Consider the following 23,073-nt stretch of genomic DNA (forward strand, 5'->3'; position numbering starts at 1 on the left):
GCCCCAAGGTCAGTGTTTGCGGGGAGCGGGCGCCGCCGGTGCGGCACCGCCCGTCGGGCTGCGCATGAAACGGAAGAACTCGCTGTCGGGATCGACGACGATGATGTCGTTGCGCTTGAAGGTATTCCGGTAAGCCTGCAGGCTCGCGTAGAACTGGTAGAACTGCGGATCGCGGCCGAACGCATCGGCGGCAATCGTCGCGGCCTTCGCGTCGCCCTCGCCCTTGATCGTCTGCGCGGACTTGTACGCGTTCGCGAGCACCGCCTGCTGTTCGCGTTCCGCGTCGGCCTTGATCTGCTCGACATCGGCGGCGCCATCCGCGCGCACCCGTGCGGCCTGGTCGCGCAGCGCGGCAATCATTCGCTGATAGACGGCGTCCGTCTGCGCGGCCGGCAAATCGACGCGCGTCAGCTGCACGTCGACCACGTCAACGCCGAAGCCGGATGCCTTCGCGCGAGCCGCATCGCGAGCCGCATTGGCGATATCGCGCTGGCCGCCGAGCGCGTCGTCGAGCGCACGCTTGGCGAACGCGTCGCCGAGTGCGCTCTTCAGCGCGCCGGCCAGGCGTTCGGTGGCGGCCGCCGGGTCGCCGCCCATCACCGTGAAGTACTTCATCGGATCGCTGATCCGGTACTTGACCGCATAGGCGACGAGCAGGTCGTGCTTGTCTTCGGTCGCCAGTTGCAGCGGGTCCGAGGATTCGAGCGACTGCAGGCGCGTGTCGATCAGCGTGGCCGTCTGGAGCGGCGGCGGCAGCTTGAAATGGATGCCGGGGCCCGCGAGCTCGGGCTGCGCGCCGTCGCGGCCCGACAGCACGGCCGTATGGCGCGGATCGACGGTCAGGATGGTCGACGACGCCGCAAAGGCAACGATCACGATTGCGACGACGAGCGCAATGATTCGGTTCATGTTGTGCGCTCCCCGTTACTTCGTATCGTCTTCGCGCGAGCGGCTGCGGAACGCTTCGCGCGACCGCAGCACGTCGCTGCCCGGTGCGGGCGCCGCCGCGGCCGAAGCCGCGCTCGCGGGCGCACTCGCCGCTGCGGCAGCCGGGGCCGACGCCGCGTCGGGCGCGGATGCGCCGGTGGACGTCGCGGCGTTTTGCCGCCCCTGCTCGACGAGCTTGTCGAGCGGCAGGTAGACGACGCTGTTGCCGCCCTTGTTGCCGACGAACACCTTCGTCGCTTTCGAATAGATTTCCTGCATCGTCTCGAGGTACATCCGCTCGCGGATCACCGCGGGCGCCTTCGAATACTGCGCATAGACCTGCTTGAAGCGCTCGGCGTCGCCTTCGGCTTCGGTCACCACGCGGTCGGCATAAGCCTTCGCTTCGTCGACGAGCTTCGCGGCATCGCCCTGCGCCTTCGGCAGCAAGTCGTTCGCATAGGCTTGCGCGGCACGCTTCGCGGCCTCGCGATCGTCACGCGCCTTGGCAACTTCGGCGTACGCAGCCTGCGTCTGCTCGGGCGCCGCGACGCTCTGCATCGTGACGGCCGTGACCTCGAGCCCCGACTGGTAGCGGTCGAGATCGCGCTGGATCGCGGCGGACAGCTGCTCGCGCAGTGCGTCGCGGTCCTGGTTCAGCATGTCGGCCGCGCTGCGCGTGCCGACGATCGCGCGCACCGCGGCCTGGGCGGCCTGCGACACGCTGCGCTCGGGATCGACGCTGCGGAACAGATAGTCGGTAGCCGAACGGATCCGGTACTGGACCACGAAACGCACGTCGACGATATCCGCATCGTGCGTCAGCATGGCGGCTTCCTTCACGTTCGCGAGACGCACGACGTTGTTGCGGCCGATCTCGATCGAACGGACTTGCGACGTGTCGACGATCTCGTGCGACGCGAACGGATACGGCGCGCGCCAGTGCACGCCCTGGCCGACCGTGCCCGACAGCTTGCCGAGTTGCAGCACGACGCCCGTCTGGCCGTCCTGCACGACGAACAGCCCGCTTCCGGCATAGACCGCGACCAGCACACCGATCACGATGCCGACGCCCACGCGCGCGGCCCGGCCGTTGTCGGGCCGGAAGCCGTTGCCGCCCTTGCCGCCGAACAGGCCGCTCAGACGCCGGTTGAAGTTGCGCCACATCTCGTCGAGATCGGGTGGACCGTCACCGTCGCCGCCGGGCGGACGCTTCGATTCGTTCGCACGCGGACGGGATCCGTCGTTGCCCTTGCCGTCGCCACGCCCCCAGCGGGGATCGTTGATCGACAGCAAGGCGCGCATCCGCCGCCAGGTACTCCGCTCGTTGTATTCGTTCACCAGAATTTGTTCACCAGATTGGACGCCGGCGAACCGGCCGGGACCGGTTAGCGCCCGTGTTCGGAAATCGTGTGGTCTTCGTGTGGTTCAGCGGGTGCGCCGTCGAGCGCGTCGTTGGACAACGTCGCGCCGGAAAGGTGTTCCGCGGAGGCGATTTCGGCGATGGCGGCACGCAACGCGTCAAGACCCTGACCGGTGCGCGCGCTCAAAAAGACGCGCGAAATATTACCATACTCGTCCCGCTCGACCGCATCGCCGCGGGCCGCCAATTCGGGCACGGCGTCGATCTTGTTGAACACCAGCACCTGCCGGATCGTGTCCGCGCCGATCTCGTGCAGCACGCCGTTGACCTGCTCGATCTGCTCGAGCCGCACCGCACTCGATGCGTCGACCACGTGCAGCAGCAGATCCGCATGGATCGTTTCCTCCAGGGTCGCGCGGAACGCGGCCACCAGCTGGTGCGGCAGTTCGCGGATGAACCCGACCGTATCGGACACGACGATCTGGCCGACTTCGTCGCCCAGGTACACGCGCCGCGATGTCGTATCGAGCGTGGCGAACAGCTGGTCGGCCGCATAGGCCTGCGCTTTCGTCAGCGCATTGAACAGCGTCGACTTGCCCGCGTTCGTATAGCCGACGAGCGATACCGACATCGTGCCGCTGCGCGCGCGCTGGCGACGCTGCGTGCTGTGCTGCCGACGCAGCCGGTCGAGCCGCGACTTCAGCATCTTGATGCGCTCGCCGATCAGCCGTCGGTCGGTTTCGAGCTGGGTTTCGCCGGGGCCGCGCAGGCCGATACCGCCCTTTTGCCGCTCCAGGTGAGTCCACGCGCGAATCAGCCGGGTCGACAGATATTGCAGCTGCGCGAGCTCGACCTGCAGCTTGCCTTCGTGGCTGCGGGCGCGCTGCGCGAAGATATCGAGGATGAGGCTCGTGCGATCGACCACGCGCCGGTTAAGCGCCTGCTCCAGATTACGTTGCTGGGCCGGTGCAAGTGCGTGATTGAAGATGACGATTTCGACGTTGTGCGCGTCGCAGGCGAGCCGTAGTTCTTCGGCTTTGCCGCTGCCGATGAACATCTTGGCATCGGGACTGGCGCGACGGCCCGTGAGGGTGACGGCGGGACGAGCCCCCGCACTGGAGGCAAGAAGACTGAGTTCTTCGAGACTGGCTTCGAAATCGGTCTTGCCGAAGTCGATGCCGACGAGCGCTGCGTTGATCAAATTATCGGGTGTCAAGATAAGGCGGCTGGCATCGGTCGCTCGCGGCGACCGGATGCCGGCCGCTGCAATGGGTTAGGACGAGGCTTCCGCGTCCGGGTGGAAATTCACCGGGCGCGCCGGCACGACCGTCGAGATGGCGTGCTTGTAGACCATCTGGGTCACCGTATTACGGAGCAACACGACGTACTGGTCGAACGATTCAATGTTCCCTTGCAGCTTGATGCCGTTGACGAGGTAGATCGAAACGGGAACGTGCTCTTTGCGCAGTGCGTTCAAAAACGGGTCTTGTAACAATTGCCCTTTGTTGCTCATGGCGTACTCCATCTTTTTTTGCAGGTTGAACTGGATTGGCGACGAAGAAAAAGAGAGCCGGCGCCAATCGCTACACTATAGCCGATTTTGCCTGCCCCGCCCGGGCACTGGCCTTGCGGCCTATGCCTTGTGGGACACGCGTGGCAGGCATGCTTCAGCCCTTGTCCGCGTACGGGTTGTGCGACGAACGGAACTCTATGCGCAATGGAGTCCCGGTCAGGGAGAAAGTTTCGCGGAAGCGGTTTTCGAGGTAGCGCTTGTACGTTTCCGTCACGGCGTCGAGCGCGTTGCCGTGGATGACGATCAGCGGCGGATTCTGGCCACCCTGGTGCGCGTAGCGCAGCTTCGGACGCACCGGGCCGCGACGACGCGGCTGCTGGAATTCGACGGCCTCGATCAGCGCGCGCGTGAGCTTCGGCGTCGGCAGCTTCGCCATCGCGGCCGCGTACGCATCGTCGACCGAGCGCATCAGCGCGCCGATGCCGGTCTTCTTCGCGGCCGAAATATAGTGCGATTTCGCGAAGTCGAGGAATTTCAGCTTGCGGGTCAGATCCGCCTTCGCGCGATCGCGCGCGTGGTCGTCGAGACCGTCCCACTTGTTGACGCCGATCACGAGCGCGCGGCCCTGCTCGACGACGAAGCCGGCGATGTGCGCGTCCTGGTCGGAAATGTCCTGCTGCGCATCCAGCAGAAGAATGACGACGTTCGCGTCCGAGATCGACTGCAGCGTCTTCACGACCGAGAACTTCTCGATCGCCTCGAACACCTTGCCGCGACGCCGCAGGCCTGCGGTGTCGATCAGCGTGTAGTTCTTGCCGTTACGCTCGAAGTCGACGTAGATGGAATCGCGCGTCGTGCCCGGCATGTCGAACGCGATCACGCGGTCCTCGCCGATCAGCGCGTTCACGAGCGTCGACTTGCCGACGTTCGGCCGGCCGACGATCGCGATCTTGATGCCGCGCGACGGATCGTCCTCGTCCGCTTCCTCGGGCTGGCCCGCGTAGGCGACTTCCAGCGCCTCGTTGATCATGTCGGTCACGCCGTCGCCGTGCGCGGCCGAGATCGCGCGCGGATCGCCGAGCCCGAGCTCGTAGAAGTCCGTCGCGACCGCCGTGTACTTCATCCCTTCGGCCTTGTTGACGACCAGGAAGATCGGCCGGCCGGTCTTGCGCAGGTAGTCGGCGATCGCCTTGTCCTGCGGCGCGAGCCCGTTACGGCCGTCGACGATGAACACGACGACATCGGCTTCCTCGACCGCTTGCCGCGTCTGGCGCGCCATCTGGTGCAGGATGCCGTCCTTCGCGACGGGTTCGAAGCCGCCGGTATCGACGACCAGGTACGGCCGTGCGCCGACCCGCCCTTCGCCGTAATGGCGATCGCGCGTCAGACCCGGCAAGTCGGCGACCAGCGCATCGCGCGAGCGCGTGAGCCGGTTGAACAGCGTGGATTTCCCCACATTGGGGCGCCCAACGAGGGCAATGACCGGTTTCATCTGTGTTTTCTACGGTGGTGCGCAGCAGCGGGAGGCCCGCTGCTGCGGGCGGCTGCGCTGAATGAAAATATCACGAATTCGCGCCGCGCCGGATGCGCGCGCCGGGCGCGCGTTGCGCGCCGTCGTCTTTCGTTGCGAACTGCCTTTCAAATACCGAGCGGCCGGGGACACCGGCCGCCTTCATGCCGCGCGACCGCGGCGCGCGGGATTCGCCCGCCGCACCGCGATTGCGCCTGTTTCGTGCGCGTCAGCGCGGACGGAACCCGTACAGGCCGCCGTCCTTCGTCTGCACGACGAGCGTATTGCCCGCCAGGACCGGCGCCGCCGTAATCGCGCTGCCGTCGGTCTTCATCCGGGCGATGAAGCTGCCGTCCTCGCGCGACAGGAAGTGCACGAAGCCCTGGTAGTCGCCCATCACGACCGCATGGCCGAGCAGGTAAGGCACGCCGACATCGCGACTCTTCAGCTTGTCGTTGCGCCAGAGCTGGTTGCCGCTCGCCGCGTCGTAGGCCGTCACGACCGACCAGTCGTCGCCGCCAGCGACGACCGAATCGTCCTGAGCAAGGCCGCTGCGGCTCGAGAACGCCTTTTCCCACAGCGGACGACCCGAGTTCGCATCGAAGCAGCCGAGCTGACCCTGGAACGTGACCGCGCATGCTTCGGCACCCACGAGCGTCGGCGGACCGCTGACGTCGTTGATGCGCTCCACTTCGGTCACGCCCTTCGGGAACGACACGGGCGTCTGCCAGAACGGCTCGCCCGTCTGCAGGTTGATCGCGACCAGGCCACCGCCGGGGAAGCCGGCCAGCACGGCCGCATCGCCCGCGAAGGTCATGCCCGCCGACACGCGCAGATTCAGCGGCACCGCACGGTTGCGGTAGTTCCACTTCTGCTCGCCCGTCTGCGCGTTGAACGCGATCACCTGGCCGTCGATCGTGCGAACGATCACGAGACCGTTGCCAACCAGCGGCGGCGAGAAAATCTCGCCCTGCACGGCCGTCTTCCACAGCAGCTTGCCGTCGGGACCGAGCACGAACACGCCGCCCTTCAGCGCACCGACCGCAGTCAGGTTGCCGTCGCTGCCGACACCGGCCGACAGGTCCGAACCGACCTTCGCGCGCCACAGCGTCTGGCCCGTCTTCGCGTCGATCTTCTCGACCGAACCGTTCTCGCCCGCCGCGTAGACGGCGTCGCCCACGGCCACCGGCGAGAACAGGTAGCGTCCGCCCTTGCCGACGCTCGCCTTCCAGACCTGTTGCACGTCCATGACGGGCTTGAACTCGGTGAGCGGCGTCGGCACGCGGCGCGCGTCCTTCGACGACGAGCAGGCCGCCAATGCCAGGACAGCCGCCGCGCAGGCAACGGGCACAGCGTAACGTTTCAGCAAATTCATCGGTTAGCGAAGCAGAGTTAAGAGGTTGAGGGGACCGGGATCAGCCGCCGAGCGCGTCCAGCTTGAACTGCACGAGCTGGCGCGCGGACTGGTCGTCCTGCGACAGGCCGTCGAGCGCAAGCTTGTACGCGGCGCGCGCATCGTCGGTCTTGCCTTGCGCAGCCAGCAGATCGCCGCGGCGATCGGCCACGAGGCCCTTGAATGCATCGACCGGCGTGCCGGCCAGCAGCGCGAGACCCGCGTCGTATGCCTTCTCGTCGAGCAGCAGCGACGCGAGGCGCAGCTTCGCGATCTGCTTGTACTCGTCGTCCTTGGCGTGATCGGCGGCCCATTGCAGCTGCGCCTTCGCGCCTGCCGCGTCGCCGGCCGCATACAGCGTCTTCGCAGCCGTGAGCGCCGTCATCTGCGCATACGGCGTGCTGCCGAACTTGTCTTCCATGTCGGCGGCCGCACGGGCCATCGTCGCCTTGTCGTTCGCGGCGGCGGCCTTCTGGACCTGCTCGTACAACCCGGACGCCTCGGCAGCCTGACGGCGCTGCCAGTAATTCCAGCCATTGAAACCGGCCGCGACGACAAGCGCCGCGAGCACGATCCACGTGGTGAGGTTGCCCCAGCGGGCCCACCACGCCTTCAGACTTTCAATCGATTCTTGTTCGTCGTGATAACTCATCGGCGAGCGATTCCTTCCTGTTCAGGCTTTTCTTGTCGAGCGAATGCCAGCGCGATCAGTCGTCGCCGTCTTCGGCGGATGCAACCATCGCATTGATTAGGAATTCGGTCAAGCTTTCGACCGGTACGGTCTGCTGAACGTTCTTTTCCCCTTCCTGGCCCGCACCGCGCAGCGCTTTCACGCCCACCGTGCCGTTCGCCACCTCTTCTTCGCCGAAGATCACCGCGAACGCGGCACCGCTCGCGTCGGCGCGTTTCATCTGCGACTTGAAGCTCGACGGCGCGCCGTCGGCGCTGCAGTGGAAAATCACGTCGAGGCCCGTGTCGCGCAGACGCTCCGCCGCGATGAACGCCTGTTCGCGCGCCGTCTCGCCCTGGTGCACCACGTACACGTCGACACCTTCCTGCTCGGGCGCGAGATCCTCTTCCTTCAGCAGCTCGAGAATGCGCTCGATGCCCATCGCCCAGCCGCATGCGGCCGTCGGCTTGCCGCCGAGCTGCTCGATCAGCGGATCGTAGCGGCCGCCGGCCGCGACGGTACCCTGCGCGCCGAGCTTGTCGGTCACCCACTCGAACACGGTCAGGTTGTAGTAGTCGAGGCCGCGCACGAGACGCGGGTTGATCTTGAACGGGATGTTGTTCGCGAGCAGCAGGCGCTGCAGCCCTTCGAAGTGGGCACGCGACTCGTCGCCGAGGAAGTCGATCAGCTTCGGCGCGTTCTGCGCGATTTCCTGCAGTGCGGGATTCTTCGTGTCGAGCACGCGCAGCGGGTTCGTATACAGGCGGCGCTTCGCGTCCTCGTCCAGCACGTCGGCGAACTGCTCGAGGTACTTGATCAGTTCGACGCGGTGCGCGGCGCGCTCTTCGGCGAGGCCGAGCGAGTTGATCTCGAGCTTGATGCCGGTCAGCCCGAGGTCGTCCCACAGGCGCTGGCACATCATGATGATCTCGGCATCCGCATCCGGGCCCGCGAAGCCGAGCGCCTCGACGCCGACCTGATGGAACTGGCGGTAGCGGCCGCGCTGCGGACGCTCGTGACGGAACATCGGGCCGATGTACCACAGGCGCTTCGGGCCGTCGTACAGCATGTTGTGCTCGATCGACGCGCGCACGACGGCCGCGGTGTTCTCCGGGCGCATCGTCAGGTTCTCGCCGTTCAGCGCGTCGGTGAAGCTGTACATCTCCTTCTCGACGATGTCCGTGACTTCGCCGATGCCGCGCGTGAACAGCTGGGTGTGCTCGACGATCGGCGTGCGGATGTTCTGATAGCCGTATGCGCGAAGCAGCGATTTCACGGTAGCTTCGAAGAACTCCCAGAGGCCGGCATCCTGCGGAAGGATGTCGTTCATGCCCTTGACGCCGGTGAGCTTCTCGATCTTGCGTTTCTGTTCAGTCATCGTTCGTGTGTGTGGACGAATTTAGTTCACGGCCTCGGTGCGGCCGTAGTTGCGCGCGACGTAGTCGCTGACGATCTGCTGGAATTCCTCGGCGATCCGCTCGCCGCGCAGCGTCTTGACCTTCTCGCCGTCGATGAAGACGGGCGCGGCCGGGTTCTCGCCCGAACCCGGCAGGCTGATGCCGATGTTCGCGTGCTTCGACTCGCCCGGGCCATTGACGATGCAACCCATCACCGCGACGTTCATCTTCTCGACGCCCGGATACGCCTTGCGCCAGACCGGCATCTGCTCGCGCAGGTAGGTCTGGATCTGCATCGCGAGTTCCTGGAACAGCGTGCTCGTCGTGCGGCCGCAGCCCGGGCACGCGATCACCATCGGCGCGAACGAGCGCAGGCCCATCGTCTGCAGGATTTCCTGGCCGACGATCACCTCACCCGTGCGCGACGCGCCCGGCTCCGGCGTCAGTGAAATGCGGATCGTGTCGCCGATCCCTTCCTGCAGCAGCACGCCGAGTGCGGCCGTCGACGCGACGATGCCCTTCGAGCCCATGCCAGCCTCGGTCAAGCCGAGGTGCAGCGCGAAGCCGCAGCGGCGGCCCAGCTCACGGTACACGGCGATCAGGTCCTGCACGCCGCTGACCTTGCACGACAACACGATGCGGTCGCGGCCGAGGCCCAGCTCGACCGCGCGCTCGGCCGAGCCGATCGCCGACTGGATCAGCGCTTCGTACATCACGCTCTGCGCATCCCACGGCTGCGAACGCGCGCCGTTCTCGTCCATCATGCGCGCGAGCAGGTCCTGGTCGAGACTGCCCCAGTTCACGCCGATCCGCACCGGCTTGTCGTACTTGGCTGCCGCCTCGATCATCTGCGCGAACTGCGTGTCGCGCTTCGCGCCCTGGCCGACGTTGCCCGGGTTGATCCGGTACTTCGACAGCGACTCCGCGCAGCCCGGATAGTCGCGCAGCAGCAGATGGCCGTTGTAGTGGAAATCGCCGACGAGCGGAACGGTCACGCCCATCCGGTCGAGCTGCTCGCGGACCGCCGGCACGGCAGCCGCTGCCTCCGGCGTGTTGACCGTGATGCGCACCAGCTCGGAGCCCGCGTTCGCGAGTTCCTTGATCTGGATCGCCGTGCCGATCGCATCGGCCGTGTCGGTATTCGTCATCGACTGCACGCGCACCGGCGCATTGCCGCCGATCGTCACGAGCTGCCCGCCCCAACGAACATCCACCGCATGCGACACGCGACGCGGCTGATGCCCGCCGAACACCGGCTCGGTTGAACAAATCTGACTGCTGCGTGGGGATTGAGCTTCGGATTGCATCGATAGATCCATTTACGCGGAATGCGCCGCAACGCGGCGCATGAATTGAAAAAGCGCCGTGCCCGCGCGGCCTGCCCAGGGCAGGCTCGCGTCACGGCGCTTGACGTCAGGGCAACGTGAACCGCGCCACGTTACCCCGCGCTGCCGAATATTTTGCCGGATCGACAGGTTTTCCGTCGAACGCGACCGCGTCGAGGCCGGCCTTGTTGCCGATCGTGACCTTGAACGGCCCGTCGCCGGCGACCTGCTTCGTCTCGCCGGCCCGCACCAGCGCCGAGAACAGCTCCTTGCCGTTCTTGTCGCGCACGCTGAACCAGCAATCCTGCTTGACCTTCAGTTCGACCATCGACTGGCCTGCCGCCACCACGACGCTCGCGGGCTGGACCGGCACGGCCGCGCTGCTCGCTGCCGCCGTCGCGACGACGGATTGCGACGCAGGCGCCACGGCTGCCGGAGCCGGCGCAGCCGATGCAACCGCCTGCGGCGCCACGGCGGACGCCACGACCTGTGCCGGAGCGTCATTGCCCGCCGCCGTCGACGCGCCGCCCGCGGCCGCCTCTTCGGCGGAGGACGCCGCCGGTGCGCTGGCCGCCGCTGCATGCTCGGCGCCGCCGCCCTTGAAGCGCGCGAGCCAGCTCGACGAATCGCCGCCAGTGTGCCACATGAGTACCGCGATCACCGCGACGACGACGATTGCCGTCCCCCACAGCCACGGATGGTGGCGCGACGAGCCGCCGAGCGGAATCGACACGCGGCCGCGCGGCAGATCCGTCCCCGACGAAGCGGGCATCGACAGGTCGACTTGCGGCACCCCGCGCTCGCGGCGCAACGCGTGCGCGAACGGCTCCGGATCGACGCCGAGCATCTTCGCGTAGCTGCGCACGACGCCGAGCGCGAACGTCACGCCGGGCAAATGGCTGATATCGCCCGCCTCGAGCGCACGCAGCTTCTGCGGAGCGACCTTGAGCCGCGCCGACACGTCGTCGACCGTCCAGCCCTTCGCTTCCCGGAGCTGCGCCAGCCGGCTGCCGACGGCTGCCAGCGTTTCAAGTCCCGCCGGTGCCGGCTGCGCGGCATTCGTCTCTGCGCCGTTTGACGGCTGCGGCTCACTCATCCTTGTCCTCGCGTCGATTCTTCTTCACTGGCGAACGCCGCCGGCTCCCGCCGTCCGGCACTCGCAACTGTCCATACCATGCGCGGCGCCGAGGCGCCGCGACCGATCGCTATTCGCGTGTTGTACCGCCAGGAAATTCGGACATCCCCGGACAGGCGCTTCCGGCCAGGCGCTCCCGGCCGGGCATCCCCATCAAACCGCCCGAACTTCGATGATTTTTGCTGCTGTGCCTGTCCGCTCCGCCAGGCGCGTGCGGTCCTTCACGGCGCCGGCCAGCTGGCCGCACGCGGCGTCGATGTCGTCGCCGCGCGTCTTGCGCACGGTCGTGACGACACCCGCGTCGATGAGGACCTGCGCGAAGCGCTTGATCTGCTCCGGCTTCGAGCGGATGAGGCCCGATTCCGGAAACGGATTGAACGGGATCAGATTGAACTTGCACGGCACGTCACGCGTGACGGCCAGCAGCTCGCGCGCATGCGCTTCGGTGTCGTTGACGCCGTCGAGCATGCAATATTCGAACGTAATGAAGTCGCGCGGCGCGACTTTCAGATAGCGCTGGCACGCGGCCATCAACTCGCGAAGCGGATGCTTCTTGTTGAGCGGCACCAGCTCGTCGCGCAGCGCATCGTTCGGCGCGTGCAGCGACACCGCGAGCGCGACCGGCAATTCGGCGCCGAGGCGGTCCATCATCGGCACCACGCCGGACGTCGACAACGTGACGCGGCGGCGCGACAGGCCGTAGGCGTTGTCGTCGAGCATCAACCGCATCGCGGGCACGACCGCACTGTAATTGAGCAGCGGCTCGCCCATGCCCATCATCACCACGTTGGTGACGACCCGTTCGGCCTTGCCGTTCGGACCGGGCGCGCGACCGAGCGACGCACGCAGTGCAAATTCGGCCATCCGGAGCTGGCCGATGATTTCAGCTGTCGACAGATTGCGGGAGAAGCCCTGCTTGCCCGTCGAGCAGAAGCGGCAGTTGACCGCACACCCGGCCTGCGACGACACGCACAGCGTGCCGCGCGTCTCTTCCGGGATGAACACGGTTTCGACCGCATTGCCGTTTCCGACATCGATCAGCCACTTGCGCGTGCCGTCGGTGGAAACGTTATCGCTGACGATGTCGGGCATCACGATCGACGCGCGGCCCTTGAGCTTTTCTCTCAGGGATTTCGCGAGATCGGTCATGCCGTCGAAATCGCCGGCGTTGTACTGGTGGATCCAGCGCTGCAACTGCTTGGCGCGGAACGGCTTCTCGCCGAGACTGCCGCAGTACGCGACAAGACCCTCGGCATCGAAGTCGAGAAGATTGACGGAAGTTTCGCTCGTCATGATGTGCTGCCTTGCCGCGTGCGCTGGATCCTGCCTACTTGTTGCCAGCCAGAGCTTAGCGCGAGTAGACGTTCATTTCCGGGAAGAAGAATGCAACTTCGACCGCAGCCGTTTCGGCAGCGTCCGAGCCGTGCACGGCGTTCGCGTCGATGCTGTCTGCGAAGTCGGCGCGGATCGTGCCCTTTTCCGCCTTCTTCGGATCCGTCGCGCCCATCAGGTCGCGGTTCTTCAGGATCGCGCCTTCGCCTTCCAGAACCTGGATCATCACCGGGCCCGAGATCATGAAATCGACGAGATCCTTGAAGAACGGACGTGCTGCGTGAACCGCGTAGAACTTCTCTGCGTCTGCACGCGACAGGTGCGCCATGCGCGATGCGACGATCTTCAGGCCGGCGCCTTCGAAACGGCTGTAGATCTGGCCGATCACGTTCTTTGCCACCGCATCCGGCTTGATGATCGACAGGGTGCGCTCGATTGCCATAAAAACTCCAAGAAATTAAGAAGTTACAGGTTCAAATGAATCCGCTATTGTAGCACGATCCCGTGTATCATTGCGATTGAACCCTTACACGAATGAAAGGTTTCGAATCCATATGTTTTTGCGGCGCCCGGCCATTGAAACCAAGCGACGCGGAACGTATCTTAGCCATAGCTGCTCCGGTTTGCTGCGCCGCACACCGCGCGCGCCGAACCGGCCCCGAACGCCCATGCGTTCAATGTTAGGAGAAACCATGAACGACTATCCGTACAATTTCGGCCGCGGCGGCACCGTCAGCACTGCGGAGGTTCGCAATCGCGTGCTGCGGAACACGTACTGGCTGCTTGCGCTGTCGATGATTCCGACGGTGCTGGGCGCATGGGTCGGCGTCGCAACGGGCTTCTCGCTGTTCGCGGCCACGAGCCCGATGATGAGCCTGCTCGCGTTCTTCGCGATCGCGTTCGGCTTCATGTTCGCGATCGAGCGGACGAAAAACAGCGCGGCCGGCGTGTTCGTGCTGCTCGGCTTCACGTTCTTCATGGGCCTGATGCTGTCGCGGCTGCTGAGCTTCATCCTCGGCTTCTCGAACGGCCCGTCGCTGATCATGCTCGCGTTCGGCGGCACCGGCATCATTTTCGCCGCGATGGCGACGATCGCCACCGTCAGCAAGCGCGATTTCTCGGGCCTCGGCAAGTGGCTGTTCATGGGCGTGATCGTGATCCTGCTGGCTTCGGTCGCGAACATCTTCCTGCACCTGCCGGCGCTGATGCTCACCGTGTCGGTACTCGCGATCGCGATCTTCTCGGCCTACATGCTGTTCGACGTCCAGCGCGTCGTGAACGGCGGCGAGACGAACTACATCTCGGCCACGCTCGCGATCTACCTCGACCTCTACAACGTGTTCACGAACCTGCTCGCGCTGCTCGGCATCTTCGGCGGCAACCGCAACTGACGTTCACGGCACGCAATGAAAAAACCGGCCCGAGGGCCGGTTTTTTTACGTCCGCCGCCCGGCCGCTCAGTCGCGCTCGAACAACGCGATCGATTCGACGTGCGACGTATTCGGGAACATGTTCACGACCCCGGCGCCCTTCAGCCGGTAGCCAGCCTCATGCACGAGCAGGCCTGCGTCGCGCGCGAGCGTCGACGGATTGCACGACACGTAGACGATGCGCTTCGGCAGCGGGCCTTCGCCGCTCTGCGCGATTTCGGCCAGCGCCTTCGATACCGCGAGCGCGCCTTCGCGCGGCGGGTCGATCAGGAACTTGTCGAACGCGCCGAGCGCACGGAGGTCGTCGCCCGTCACCTCGAACAGGTTTCGGCACGCGAACGTCGTGTGGCCGTCGACGCCGTTCTCGCGCGCATTCGCGAGCGCACGCGTCGTCAGCGTTTCGCTGCCCTCGATCCCCATCACCTCGCGCGACAGCCGCGCGAGCGGCAGCGTGAAGTTGCCGATCCCGCAGAACAGGTCGAGCACGCGATCGTCGCGCGACGGCGCGAGCAGGCGCAGCGCGCGCCCCACCAGCACGCGGTTGATCTGATGGTTGACCTGCGTGAAGTCGGTCGGCTTGAACGGCATGCGGATGCCGAACTCGGGCAGCGTGTAGTCGAGCGGCACGTCGAGCGGATAGAATGGCGTCACCGTGTCCGGGCCCTTCGGCTGCAGCCAGAACTGCACCTTGTGCTCGTCCGCGAACGCGCGCAGCAGCGCTTCGTCGTCCGCATTGATCGGCTCCAGCACGCGCAGCACCAGCGCCGTCACCTGCGAGCCGACCGCGAGCTCGATCTGTGGCATCCGGTCGCGAATCGACAGCCCCTCGACCAGCCGGCGCAGCGGCACGAGCATTGCCGACACGTGCGGCGGCAGCACTTCGCAGCTCGTCATGTCGGCGACATAGCTGCTCTTCTTTTCATGGAACCCGACCAGGACGCCGCCCTTCTTCGCGACGTTGCGCACGGTCAGGCGCGCACGGTAGCGGTAGCCCCACGACGGGCCGTGGATCGGCGCGAACATCGTCTCGGCGCGCAGCTTCGACAGGTGCCACAGGTTGTCCTCGAGCACGCGCTGCTTGATCGCCACCTGCGCGCGCATGTCGAGGTGCTGCATCGAGCAGCCGCCGCAAGTGCCGAAGAATTTGCACTTCGGCTCCGTGCGCAGCACGCTCGGGCGCAAAATGTCCACAACGGTCGCCTGCTCGTAGCTCGGCTTGCGACGGTAGCTCGAATAAGTCACGCGTTCGCCGGGCAGCGCGCCCTCGACAAAGATGACCTTGCCCGGCGTGCCGTCCTCGGTCACCGTGCGGCCGACACCGCGCGCTTCCATGTCGAGCGATTCGATCTCGAGAACCGGGGCAGGCCCGGGCGCGACGGGCGCATTTTTCGATTTGCGCGCAGAAGTGGGGACGGCTTCGGACACCAGCTTTTCCTGACAAAACGTTGAAGAAGGCGAGATTGTAGACGACGAAAGCCCGCATCGTCCGCTTTCGTCGCGCAAGCGTCGCTCGTGGCCTACCCGCCGCGTTGCGTGACCCCGGATCGGGTCTGCGGGCACGCGCCCCGTCCACCGGCCCGCATGCGCGGCACCTCACCCGCAAACCGGCGGCACACATTCTGCTCGCGAAGGAATCAGGAGGCGACCATGCGACTGATCGACTGGAACATTCAATGGGGCCGGGACGCGGACGGCGTCGTCGACCTCCCGCGCACCATTGCCGCCGCCCGCCGGCTCGGCGACTTCGACGTGCTGTGCCTGCAGGAAGTCACGCGCGGCTTCGGTGCACTGCCCGGCCAGCCGGGCCCCGACCAGTTCGCCGAACTGGCGACGTTGCTGCCCGGCTATACGATCATCGACGCGATCGGCGCCGACCTGCCCGGGCTCGCATCCGACGCGCCGCGCCGCCAGTTCGGCAATGCGATCGCGACCCGGCTGCCGGTCGGGCGCGTGCTGCGCCAGTGGCTGCCGTGGCCGGCCGACGCGGGTGCACCGTCGATGCCGCGCGTCGCGCTCGATGTCGAGCTGGTAACGCCGTCCGGCCGGTTGCGGGTCGCCACGACGCACCTCGAATACTATTCGGCCCGCCAGCGACTCGCGCAGGTCGACGCATTGCGCGCGCGGCACCGCGAAGCCTGCGCGCACGCGGACCAGCCCGCGCCGGCGGAAAATGCCGCGGGGCCGTTCAGCGCGACCGCTCAGCCGCGCGACGCGATCATCTGCGGGGATTTCAACAGCGCATTCGATAGCGATGCGTACCGGCGCCTGCTGGAGCCGATCGCCGACGCACCGCCGTTCGTCGATGCGTGGATCGCCCGGCACCCCGGCCGCACGCCGCCGCCGACCGCCGGCATCTACGACACGGTGCAATGGTCGGACGGACCGCTCGCGTGCGATTTCGTGTTCGTGACCGACACGCTGCTGCCGCGCGTCACGCGCTGCGAGATCGACGGCGACGTGCGCGCGTCGGATCATCAGCCGGTCATACTTGAACTCGATCGAGATTGATTGCGGCCACGACGCGGGCCGCCCGCGTCACGCGTCGAAACCGGCCAGGTATTCCGCCCAGTGCGACGCCGGCTCCTGCGCGAGCGAATTCTTCACGAGCAGGATCTCGTCCGCATATTCGCTCGGCGTCAGGCCGCCGCGCATCAGCTGGAACCGGCAATACAGCAGGTACGTGTTGACGACGTCGGTTTCGCAGTAGTTGCGGATTTCCTCGATCCGCCCTTCCCGGAATGCCGGCCACACCTGGCTGCCGTCCATCCCGAGCTTGCCCGGAAAGCCGCACAGCTTCGCGAGCGCGTCGAGCGGCGCGTTCGCGCGCGCCTGATACATCGCGAGCACGTCCATCAGATCGGTATGCCGCGAGTGATAGCGCGAGATGTAGTTGTTCCACTTGAAGTCGCGGTCGTCCTCGCCCAGATCCCAGTAGCGGGTCGCGGGGATCCCGTGCACGAGCGCACGGTAATGGAGCACCGGCAGATCGAAGCCGCCGCCGTTCCACGACACGAGCTGCGGCGTGTATTTCTCGATCACGCGATAGAACGACTGGACCAGCGCCGCCTCGTTGTCCTGGGGCGTGCCCAGCGACCGCACGCGGAACCCGTTGTTGTCGCGGAACACACAGGAGATCGCCGCGATGCGCTGCAGGTGATGCGGCAGGAAATCGCTGCCGGTCTTCTCGCGGCGCGCGGCGAACGCATGTTCGGCCACCGCGACATCGTCGAGCGTCGCGGGCAGGTCTTCCAGACGGCGAATGCCGTCGACATCGGGAATGGTCTCGATGTCAAAAACGAGAATCGGTGTCATCGGTTACAGAACGGCGTCCTTGCGCACGCCATTGGAGGCGAAGAACCGCTTGAGGCGCACCAGCGCTTCCTGCTGGATCTGCCGCACGCGCTCGCGCGTGAGCCCCATCTCGTCGGCCAGCTCCTCGAGCGTGGCCGGTTCGATGTGGTTCAGGCCAAAGCGGCGCTCGATCACGTGCCGGTGCTTGTCCGACAGCCGCGACAGCCACGCGCGCGTGAGCGTCTCGAGCTCACGGTGCTGCACCTCGGCGTCGGGCGACTGGCTCTGGTCATCGGGCAGCAGGTCGAGCAGGCTGCTCGCGGGATCGAGGTCGAGCGGCGCGTCGAGCGATGCGGTGTGCTCGTTGAGCGCGAGGATGTCGGTGACTTCCTCGGCGGTCTTGCCGGTGAGATAGGCGATGTCGTCGATGCTGGCTTCGCGGCGCTCGGCCGCCTCGCCCGTCGACATCGAATTCTTTTCGAGGTGGCGCTTCGCGCGCAGCACCTGGTTCAGTTCGCGGATCACGTGCACGGGCAGGCGCACGGTGCGAGCCTGGTTCATGATTGCCCGCTCGATGCTCTGCCGGATCCACCACGTCGCGTAGGTCGAGAAGCGAAAGCCGCGCGTCGGGTCGAATTTCTCGATCGCGTGCATCAGGCCGAGGTTGCCTTCCTCGATCAGGTCGAGCAGCGGCACGCCGCGGTTCAGGTAACCCTTCGCGATGCTGACGACGAGACGCAGGTTGCGTTCGATCATCACCTGCCGCGCCTCGAATTCGCCAGCCTTCGCGAGACGGGAATAGCGCTGCTCCTCCTCGACGGTCAGGAGCGGCTTCACGCTGATGCGGTTCAGGTAATGCTGGATGGTGTCGGCCGTGAGTTCGGCCTGCAGCAATGCGCGGAAATCGTCGACGTCGGGCGCGGCTTCCGTACGGCCTTCGCGCTCGTCGTCGCCGCCGTCCGCCTCGGCGTCGCGTGCCTCGGCATCACGTTCGTTTTCCGCGACGTCGTCTTCATCGTCCGTCGAAGCGCCAGCTCGCTCCACCGATGCTTGCGTGGCACGACTGATCTTCTCAGACTCGGCTTGCGGCTCGTGGCGCTTCGATTTCGGCATGGTCGTCTCGGTTATTGAGGCGGCAAATACTTCAGCGGATCGACAGGTTTACCCTGCCGGCGAACCTCGAAATGCAGCATCACGCGGTCGGCGTCGCTATTACCCATCTCGGCGATCTTCTGCCCCTTCGTTACCGCGTCCCCCTCTTTTACCATCAAAGCGCGATTGTGTGCATACGCCGTGAGGTAAGTTGCATCGTGCTTGATGATAATGAGGTTGCCGTAGCCGCGCAGGCCATTGCCCGAATAGACGACGCGGCCATCGGCCGCCGCCTTCACGGCCTCGCCGGACGTGCCGCCGATATTGACGCCCTTGTTCTTCGCGTCGTCGAAACCGTTCAGCACCGGGCCGCGCACGGGCCACGCGAACGTCACGGGGCCGCTCGGTGCTGCGGCCGTATCGCTCGATGCGGCCGCAGCCGGTGGCGTGATCGCGGACGAGCCCGCGGCCGGCGTCGCGGGGCCGCTGCTGAGCGGCGCGGTCGCGACGGCTGCACCTGCGATCGGTGCGGCGGCCGGCATGCCGGCAACCGCGGCACCACCCGGCGGCGCGACGCGCAACAGCTGGTCGACTTCGATCTGATTCGGGTTTGCCAGGTTGTTCCAGCTGGCGATATCGCGATAGTTCTGCCCGTTCTCGAGCGCGATCCGGTACAGCGTATCGCCCGGTTTCACCCGGTAGAAGCCGGGCGGCGGCGGGCCGAGCGGCACCGCCGGCTGCGCTGCAGCGGTCGTGCCGAGCGAACCGGAGCGATCGACGACGGGCGCGTTGTCGAGCCGCGTCGCACAGGCGGCCAGTAGCGTGGAGAACGCGGCCACACAGATCGCGCGCTGGGCGAACGTGAGCGGTTCCCTGGTTCGGTTGTTTTGCATCGCGCGCAACATACTCATCGGTTTCAAATCACTCCGGATTTTAAAGGGACAAAGAAAACGCGATCAAGCCGGGACTCTCGCCATTGTGCGTGCGCGACACGCTCGACGAGCGTGAGTACCTGGGGCTGCCCGCTCTGCCCGCCGACCGGCGCGACGAGCCGCCCGCCGATCGCGAGCTGCTCGAGCAGCGCCTGCGGCACGTCGAGCCCCGCCGCCGCGATCACGATCGCGTCGAACGGGGCCGCGGACGGCAGGCCGACACGCCCGTCGCCGTAATGCAGACGGATGTTCGGCACGCGCAGCGGCCGCAGGTTCAGCTTCGCGCGCTCGAAGAGCGGCTTGATGCGTTCAATCGAATACACGTCACGTGCCACGTGACTCAGCACGGCGGCCTGATAGCCGCAACCGGTGCCGATCTCGAGGACGCGCTCGAGCGTGCGGCCGGCCATCGCGAGCTCGATCATGCGCGCGACGACCGACGGCTTTGAAATCGTTTGCTGATGGCCGATCGGCAACGCCGAATCCTCATAGGCCTGCGTCGCGAGCCCCGGATCCACGAACATGTGGCGGGGCACCGCGGCCATCGCATCCAGCACGCGCGCGTCGGTCACGCCGTTCGCGCGCAGGCGTTCGACCATGCGCTCGCGCACACGTTCCGAGGTCAGCGCGAACGCACCGGCCGGCGCGACACTCGGCGCGGCCGGCTTCGGCATCGTGGGCTTCAGCACGGTCGGTTTCGGCGCGCTCGCCGGCTTCGCGGCGACCGTGCCGGGCAGCGCGCGGGCGACGCCTGACTTCACCGCCACCGGCTTCAGCACGGCAGCGGGCTTGTCGACGGCCTTCGGCACCGCGATCGCCGCATGGCGTTCGCCGGCCCGGCCCTCCGCTTTACGTGGCGCTCGCTTGAGATCTTCGAGCGCGAGCGGGAACCGCTTCGCGCGCTCGCCGCTCATGAAGCCCGTCCTCCTGCCCGCGCCCATTCGCGCGCGGCAGGCAGCATTTGCGTATGCGTGAGATCCAGCTGCAGCGGCGTGATCGACACGAAGCCGTTTACGACGGCGTGAAAATCGGTGCCTTCGCTCGCGTCCAGCGCCTCGCCCGCCGCGCCGATCCAGTAGATCGGCTCACCGCGCGGGTCGGTCTGGCGAATCACCGGCTGGGACGGATGACGCTTGCCGAGGCGCGTGACCTTCCAGCCTTTCAGTTCGTCGTACGGCAGATTCGGAATATTGACGTTCAGCAGCGGCTGGCCCGGCAGCGGATGCGCAAGATAGTGCTCGACGATTTCCGCGGCCACGCGCGCGGCGTCGGCCAGATGGGCCCAGCCCTTGTCGGCCAGCGAGAACGCGATGGCCGGCATACCGAACATGATGCCTTCGGTCGCGGCCGCAACTGTCCCTGAATAGAGCGTGTCTTCGCCCATGTTCTGGCCGTTGTTGATCCCCGACACGACGAGGTCCGGCCGCGCATCGGCCATCCCCGACAACGCAACGTGCACCGAATCGGTCGGCGTGCCGTTCACGTAGAAGAAACCCGTATTCGCCGCACGCTGCACCGACAGCGGCCGCGACAGCGTGAGGGAATTCGATGCGCCGCTGCAGTTCTGCTCGGGGGCGATCACCGTGAGGTCGGCCAGCGGCAGCAGCGCGTCGCTGAGCGCGGCGAGACCGGGGGCGAGATAGCCGTCGTCGTTGCTGAGTAGGATTCGCATCCGGCGATTGTAACCGAGGAAAGATGGCGCGAGAGCGACAGTCCGGCAGCTGCGGACGCGTCCACGCACGACGCGTGCGCAGTGCGCCGCCGCATCGCGCGGCGGCGTTGCGCGTTCGGGAAAACACCGGACTGCGCCCCGGGTTTTCCGCCGCGAACGGCGTCTCGCGGCGAGCCGCCCCTGCGGCGGGCCCGGCGCGCCGCGCCAGGTTCCGGGAAGCTCAGATCGCGCCGGCCTCGCGCAGCGCGGCAATCGCCTGCGCGTCGTAGCCGAGGCCGCGCAGCACCTCGTCCGTATGCTCGCCGAGCTCGGGCCCGAGCCAGCGCGTTTCGCCTGGCGTGTCGGACAGCTTCGGCGTGATGTTCGGCAGCGGGATGTCGGTGCCGTCGGCCAGCTTGAAACGCTGGATCATCTGCCGCGCGACGAACTGCGGATCGGTGAACATGTCGGCGGCGCTGTAGATGCGCCCGGCCGGCACGTCGGCCGCGTTGAGCACGGTCAGCGCGTCATCGATCGTACGCGGTGCGAGCCACGCGGCGATTGCGTCGTCGATTTCCTGCGTGCGCGGCACGCGTCCGTCGTTGCGCGCGAGCGCCGGATCGTCGGCCAGGTCGTCGCGTTCGATCGCCTTCATCAGCCGCTTGAAGATCGGGTCGCTGTTGCCGCCGATCACGATGCTGCCGTCGCGGCACGCGTAGGTGTTGGACGGCACGATGCCCGGCAGCGACGCGCCGGTGCGCTCGCGCACCATCCCGTACACGCCGTACTCGGGCACCACGCTCTCCATCATGTTGAACACCGCTTCATACAGCGCGACGTCGACCACCTGCCCCGTGCCGCCGTTCATGTTGCGGTGATGGAGCGCCATCATCGCGCCGATCACGCCATGCAACGCGGCGATCGAGTCGCCGATCGAGATGCCGATGCGCGGCGGCGGCAGCTCCGGATAGCCGGTGATGTGACGCAATCCGCCCATCGATTCGGCAATCGCGCCGAAGCCGGGCCGGTCGCGGTATGGGCCCGTCTGCCCGTAGCCGGACAGGCGCACCATCACGAGACCGCGATTGTCGGCCGACAGCACGTCGTAGCCGAGCCCGAGCTTCTCGAGCAGGCCCGGGCGGAAGTTTTCGATCACGATGTCGGCCTCGCGCGCGAGTTGCCGCGCGATCGCCTTGCCGGCATCGGATTTCAGGTTGAGGGTGACCGATTTCTTGTTGCGCGCCTGGACCGACCACCACAGCGACGTGCCGCCCTGCTCCGGATGCAGCTTGCGCCACTTGCGCAGCGGGTCGCCGCCGTTCGGATCCTCGATCTTGATCACTTCCGCGCCGAATTCGGCAAACAGGCGTGACGCGAACGGCCCCGCGATCAGCGTCCCGAATTCGAGCACTTTGACGCCCGCGAGCGGGCCCTGGCTGGTGCTCATGTGTCTCCCTGGCATGAGGAACGGCGCCGCCGGCCGGCGGCGCCCGGCTTACATCGTGCGGCGGTCGAGCATCGCGCGGGCGATGGTGCCGGCGTCGACGTATTCGAGCTCGCCGCCCACCGGCACGCCGCGCGCGAGGCGCGTGACCGCGAGCCCGCGCGCCTTCAGCGTCTGGCCGAGGTAGTGTGCGGTGGCTTCGCCCTCGTTCGTGAAGTTGGTCGCGAGCACGACCTCCTTGACGACGCCATCGGACGCGCGCCGCACGAGGCGGTCGAAATGGATTTCCTTCGGGCCGATCCCGTCGAGGGGGCTCAGCCGCCCCATCAGCACGAAATACAGCCCGCGATACGTCATTGTCTGCTCAAGCATGATCTGGTCGGCCGGCGTCTCGACGACGCACAGCAGCGTCGGATCACGTTCCTCGTCGCTGCACACCTCGCAGATCTGCGCTTCGGTGAACGTGTTGCACTTCTCGCAGTGCTGCAGGTGCTCCGTCGCGAACAAGAGCGACCGGCCGAGCCGTTCCGCGCCCTCCCGATCGTGCTGCATCAGGTGGTACGCCATGCGCTGCGCGGATTTCGGCCCGACGCCGGGCAATATGCGCAGCGCTTCGACGAGCGCGGACAGGGCGGACGGCTGTTTCATACGGCGGCTGAGGGGTGAACAGG

The 23,073-nt window shown here is 66.6% G+C and carries 22 protein-coding genes; 2 read left to right on the plus strand and 20 right to left on the minus strand.

What is annotated here, in order from left to right:
• Window positions 1–9: 9 nt before the first annotated feature.
• The 12 genes from hflC to ndk all read right to left on the minus strand — a co-directional run bounded on the left by hflC (window position 10) and on the right by ndk (window position 13,004).
• Entirely contained in the window at window positions 10–909 is a 900-nt protein-coding gene (gene hflC / locus ACTJKF_RS07030; protein WP_440622842.1) for a protease modulator HflC, read from the minus strand.
• 15 nt (window positions 910–924) lie between these two features.
• A complete protein-coding gene (hflK, locus tag ACTJKF_RS07035) occupies window positions 925–2,265 on the minus strand; it encodes an FtsH protease activity modulator HflK (RefSeq protein WP_440622843.1) in 1,341 nt (446 codons plus the stop codon).
• A 47-nt stretch (window positions 2,266–2,312) separates the two neighbouring features.
• Complete coding sequence (hflX, locus tag ACTJKF_RS07040; protein ID WP_440622998.1) at window positions 2,313–3,488, minus strand: GTPase HflX; 1,176 nt, start codon at window positions 3,486–3,488, stop codon at window positions 2,313–2,315.
• 72 nt (window positions 3,489–3,560) lie between these two features.
• Window positions 3,561–3,800 (minus strand): RNA chaperone Hfq, encoded by a 240-nt coding sequence (gene hfq / locus ACTJKF_RS07045; protein WP_006399927.1) that lies wholly within the window; start codon window positions 3,798–3,800, stop codon window positions 3,561–3,563.
• A gap of 154 nt (window positions 3,801–3,954) precedes the next feature.
• Entirely contained in the window at window positions 3,955–5,292 is a 1,338-nt protein-coding gene (gene der, locus ACTJKF_RS07050) for a ribosome biogenesis GTPase Der (RefSeq protein WP_440622845.1), read from the minus strand.
• 247 nt (window positions 5,293–5,539) lie between these two features.
• Window positions 5,540–6,685 carry an outer membrane protein assembly factor BamB gene (gene bamB, locus ACTJKF_RS07055; protein ID WP_440622846.1) on the minus strand — a complete coding sequence of 382 codons (1,146 nt, stop codon included), beginning with the start codon at window positions 6,683–6,685 and terminating at the stop codon, window positions 5,540–5,542.
• 40 nt (window positions 6,686–6,725) lie between these two features.
• Complete coding sequence (locus ACTJKF_RS07060) at window positions 6,726–7,355, minus strand: tetratricopeptide repeat protein (protein WP_440622847.1); 630 nt, start codon at window positions 7,353–7,355, stop codon at window positions 6,726–6,728.
• A gap of 55 nt (window positions 7,356–7,410) precedes the next feature.
• The gene (hisS, locus tag ACTJKF_RS07065) at window positions 7,411–8,751 is read right to left on the minus strand and encodes a histidine--tRNA ligase (protein ID WP_440622848.1); all 1,341 of its coding nucleotides are present in this window, start codon (window positions 8,749–8,751) and stop codon (window positions 7,411–7,413) included.
• Between the two features lie 21 nt (window positions 8,752–8,772).
• Window positions 8,773–10,077: a flavodoxin-dependent (E)-4-hydroxy-3-methylbut-2-enyl-diphosphate synthase gene (gene ispG / locus ACTJKF_RS07070; protein ID WP_440622849.1), complete on the minus strand. Its 1,305-nt coding sequence runs from the start codon at window positions 10,075–10,077 to the stop codon at window positions 8,773–8,775.
• Between the two features lie 106 nt (window positions 10,078–10,183).
• Complete coding sequence (locus ACTJKF_RS07075) at window positions 10,184–11,191, minus strand: helix-turn-helix domain-containing protein (protein WP_440622851.1); 1,008 nt, start codon at window positions 11,189–11,191, stop codon at window positions 10,184–10,186.
• A 192-nt stretch (window positions 11,192–11,383) separates the two neighbouring features.
• Window positions 11,384–12,523 (minus strand): 23S rRNA (adenine(2503)-C(2))-methyltransferase RlmN, encoded by a 1,140-nt coding sequence (gene rlmN / locus ACTJKF_RS07080; protein WP_440622853.1) that lies wholly within the window; start codon window positions 12,521–12,523, stop codon window positions 11,384–11,386.
• Window positions 12,524–12,578: 55 nt separating this feature from the next.
• A complete protein-coding gene (gene ndk, locus ACTJKF_RS07085) occupies window positions 12,579–13,004 on the minus strand; it encodes a nucleoside-diphosphate kinase (RefSeq protein ID WP_011352265.1) in 426 nt (141 codons plus the stop codon).
• Window positions 13,005–13,254: 250 nt separating this feature from the next.
• Between ndk and ACTJKF_RS07090 the strand changes: the two genes are divergently transcribed.
• A complete protein-coding gene (locus ACTJKF_RS07090; RefSeq protein ID WP_440622854.1) occupies window positions 13,255–13,953 on the plus strand; it encodes a Bax inhibitor-1/YccA family protein in 699 nt (232 codons plus the stop codon).
• A gap of 66 nt (window positions 13,954–14,019) precedes the next feature.
• Here the strand turns inward: ACTJKF_RS07090 and rlmD are convergent, their stop codons facing one another.
• Window positions 14,020–15,417 (minus strand): 23S rRNA (uracil(1939)-C(5))-methyltransferase RlmD, encoded by a 1,398-nt coding sequence (gene rlmD / locus ACTJKF_RS07095; protein WP_440622855.1) that lies wholly within the window; start codon window positions 15,415–15,417, stop codon window positions 14,020–14,022.
• Between the two features lie 222 nt (window positions 15,418–15,639).
• Here rlmD and ACTJKF_RS07100 point away from each other — a divergent pair, with 222 nt between their 5' ends.
• Window positions 15,640–16,500, plus strand: coding sequence for an endonuclease/exonuclease/phosphatase family protein (locus ACTJKF_RS07100; RefSeq protein WP_440622857.1), 861 nt, complete (start codon window positions 15,640–15,642; stop codon window positions 16,498–16,500).
• Between the two features lie 27 nt (window positions 16,501–16,527).
• Here the strand turns inward: ACTJKF_RS07100 and ACTJKF_RS07105 are convergent, their stop codons facing one another.
• The 7 genes from ACTJKF_RS07105 to recR all read right to left on the minus strand — a co-directional run bounded on the left by ACTJKF_RS07105 (window position 16,528) and on the right by recR (window position 23,050).
• A complete protein-coding gene (locus ACTJKF_RS07105) occupies window positions 16,528–17,304 on the minus strand; it encodes a 3'-5' exonuclease (RefSeq protein WP_440622858.1) in 777 nt (258 codons plus the stop codon).
• Window positions 17,305–17,307: 3 nt separating this feature from the next.
• Window positions 17,308–18,396 (minus strand): RNA polymerase sigma factor RpoS, encoded by a 1,089-nt coding sequence (rpoS, locus tag ACTJKF_RS07110; RefSeq protein WP_440622859.1) that lies wholly within the window; start codon window positions 18,394–18,396, stop codon window positions 17,308–17,310.
• Window positions 18,397–18,407: 11 nt separating this feature from the next.
• Window positions 18,408–19,286, minus strand: a complete 879-nt coding sequence (locus tag ACTJKF_RS07115; protein ID WP_440622860.1) for a peptidoglycan DD-metalloendopeptidase family protein — start codon at window positions 19,284–19,286, stop codon at window positions 18,408–18,410.
• A 5-nt stretch (window positions 19,287–19,291) separates the two neighbouring features.
• A complete protein-coding gene (locus ACTJKF_RS07120) occupies window positions 19,292–20,221 on the minus strand; it encodes a protein-L-isoaspartate(D-aspartate) O-methyltransferase (protein ID WP_440622861.1) in 930 nt (309 codons plus the stop codon).
• Entirely contained in the window at window positions 20,218–20,979 is a 762-nt protein-coding gene (gene surE, locus ACTJKF_RS07125; RefSeq protein WP_440622862.1) for a 5'/3'-nucleotidase SurE, read from the minus strand. The genes ACTJKF_RS07120 and surE overlap by 4 nt, the downstream gene beginning before the upstream one ends.
• A gap of 220 nt (window positions 20,980–21,199) precedes the next feature.
• Entirely contained in the window at window positions 21,200–22,405 is a 1,206-nt protein-coding gene (locus ACTJKF_RS07130) for a CaiB/BaiF CoA transferase family protein (RefSeq protein ID WP_440622863.1), read from the minus strand.
• Window positions 22,406–22,453: 48 nt separating this feature from the next.
• Window positions 22,454–23,050, minus strand: coding sequence for a recombination mediator RecR (gene recR / locus ACTJKF_RS07135; RefSeq protein WP_440622864.1), 597 nt, complete (start codon window positions 23,048–23,050; stop codon window positions 22,454–22,456).
• Between the last annotated feature and the right edge of the window lie 23 nt (window positions 23,051–23,073).

Origin of the sequence: Burkholderia sp. 22313, from assembly GCF_052045245.1 — a bacterium.
Classification (GTDB): domain Bacteria; phylum Pseudomonadota; class Gammaproteobacteria; order Burkholderiales; family Burkholderiaceae; genus Burkholderia.

Coding starts and splice junctions, on each gene's coding strand:
- rlmN (WP_440622853.1), bottom strand. CDS start 12,523: ATGACGAGCGAAACTTCCGTCAATCTTCTCGACTTCGATGCCGAGGGT.
- ACTJKF_RS07120 (WP_440622861.1), bottom strand. CDS start 20,221: ATGAGCGGCGAGCGCGCGAAGCGGTTCCCGCTCGCGCTCGAAGATCTC.
- hflC (WP_440622842.1), bottom strand. CDS start 909: ATGAACCGAATCATTGCGCTCGTCGTCGCAATCGTGATCGTTGCCTTT.
- hfq (WP_006399927.1), bottom strand. CDS start 3,800: ATGAGCAACAAAGGGCAATTGTTACAAGACCCGTTTTTGAACGCACTG.
- ACTJKF_RS07105 (WP_440622858.1), bottom strand. CDS start 17,304: ATGACACCGATTCTCGTTTTTGACATCGAGACCATTCCCGATGTCGAC.
- rpoS (WP_440622859.1), bottom strand. CDS start 18,396: ATGCCGAAATCGAAGCGCCACGAGCCGCAAGCCGAGTCTGAGAAGATC.
- surE (WP_440622862.1), bottom strand. CDS start 20,979: ATGCGAATCCTACTCAGCAACGACGACGGCTATCTCGCCCCCGGTCTC.
- recR (WP_440622864.1), bottom strand. CDS start 23,050: ATGAAACAGCCGTCCGCCCTGTCCGCGCTCGTCGAAGCGCTGCGCATA.
- ACTJKF_RS07130 (WP_440622863.1), bottom strand. CDS start 22,405: ATGAGCACCAGCCAGGGCCCGCTCGCGGGCGTCAAAGTGCTCGAATTC.
- ACTJKF_RS07060 (WP_440622847.1), bottom strand. CDS start 7,355: ATGAGTTATCACGACGAACAAGAATCGATTGAAAGTCTGAAGGCGTGG.
- ndk (WP_011352265.1), bottom strand. CDS start 13,004: ATGGCAATCGAGCGCACCCTGTCGATCATCAAGCCGGATGCGGTGGCA.
- ispG (WP_440622849.1), bottom strand. CDS start 10,077: ATGCAATCCGAAGCTCAATCCCCACGCAGCAGTCAGATTTGTTCAACC.
- hisS (WP_440622848.1), bottom strand. CDS start 8,751: ATGACTGAACAGAAACGCAAGATCGAGAAGCTCACCGGCGTCAAGGGC.
- ACTJKF_RS07075 (WP_440622851.1), bottom strand. CDS start 11,191: ATGAGTGAGCCGCAGCCGTCAAACGGCGCAGAGACGAATGCCGCGCAG.
- ACTJKF_RS07100 (WP_440622857.1), top strand. CDS start 15,640: ATGCGACTGATCGACTGGAACATTCAATGGGGCCGGGACGCGGACGGC.
- der (WP_440622845.1), bottom strand. CDS start 5,292: ATGAAACCGGTCATTGCCCTCGTTGGGCGCCCCAATGTGGGGAAATCC.
- bamB (WP_440622846.1), bottom strand. CDS start 6,685: ATGAATTTGCTGAAACGTTACGCTGTGCCCGTTGCCTGCGCGGCGGCT.
- ACTJKF_RS07115 (WP_440622860.1), bottom strand. CDS start 19,286: ATGAGTATGTTGCGCGCGATGCAAAACAACCGAACCAGGGAACCGCTC.
- ACTJKF_RS07090 (WP_440622854.1), top strand. CDS start 13,255: ATGAACGACTATCCGTACAATTTCGGCCGCGGCGGCACCGTCAGCACT.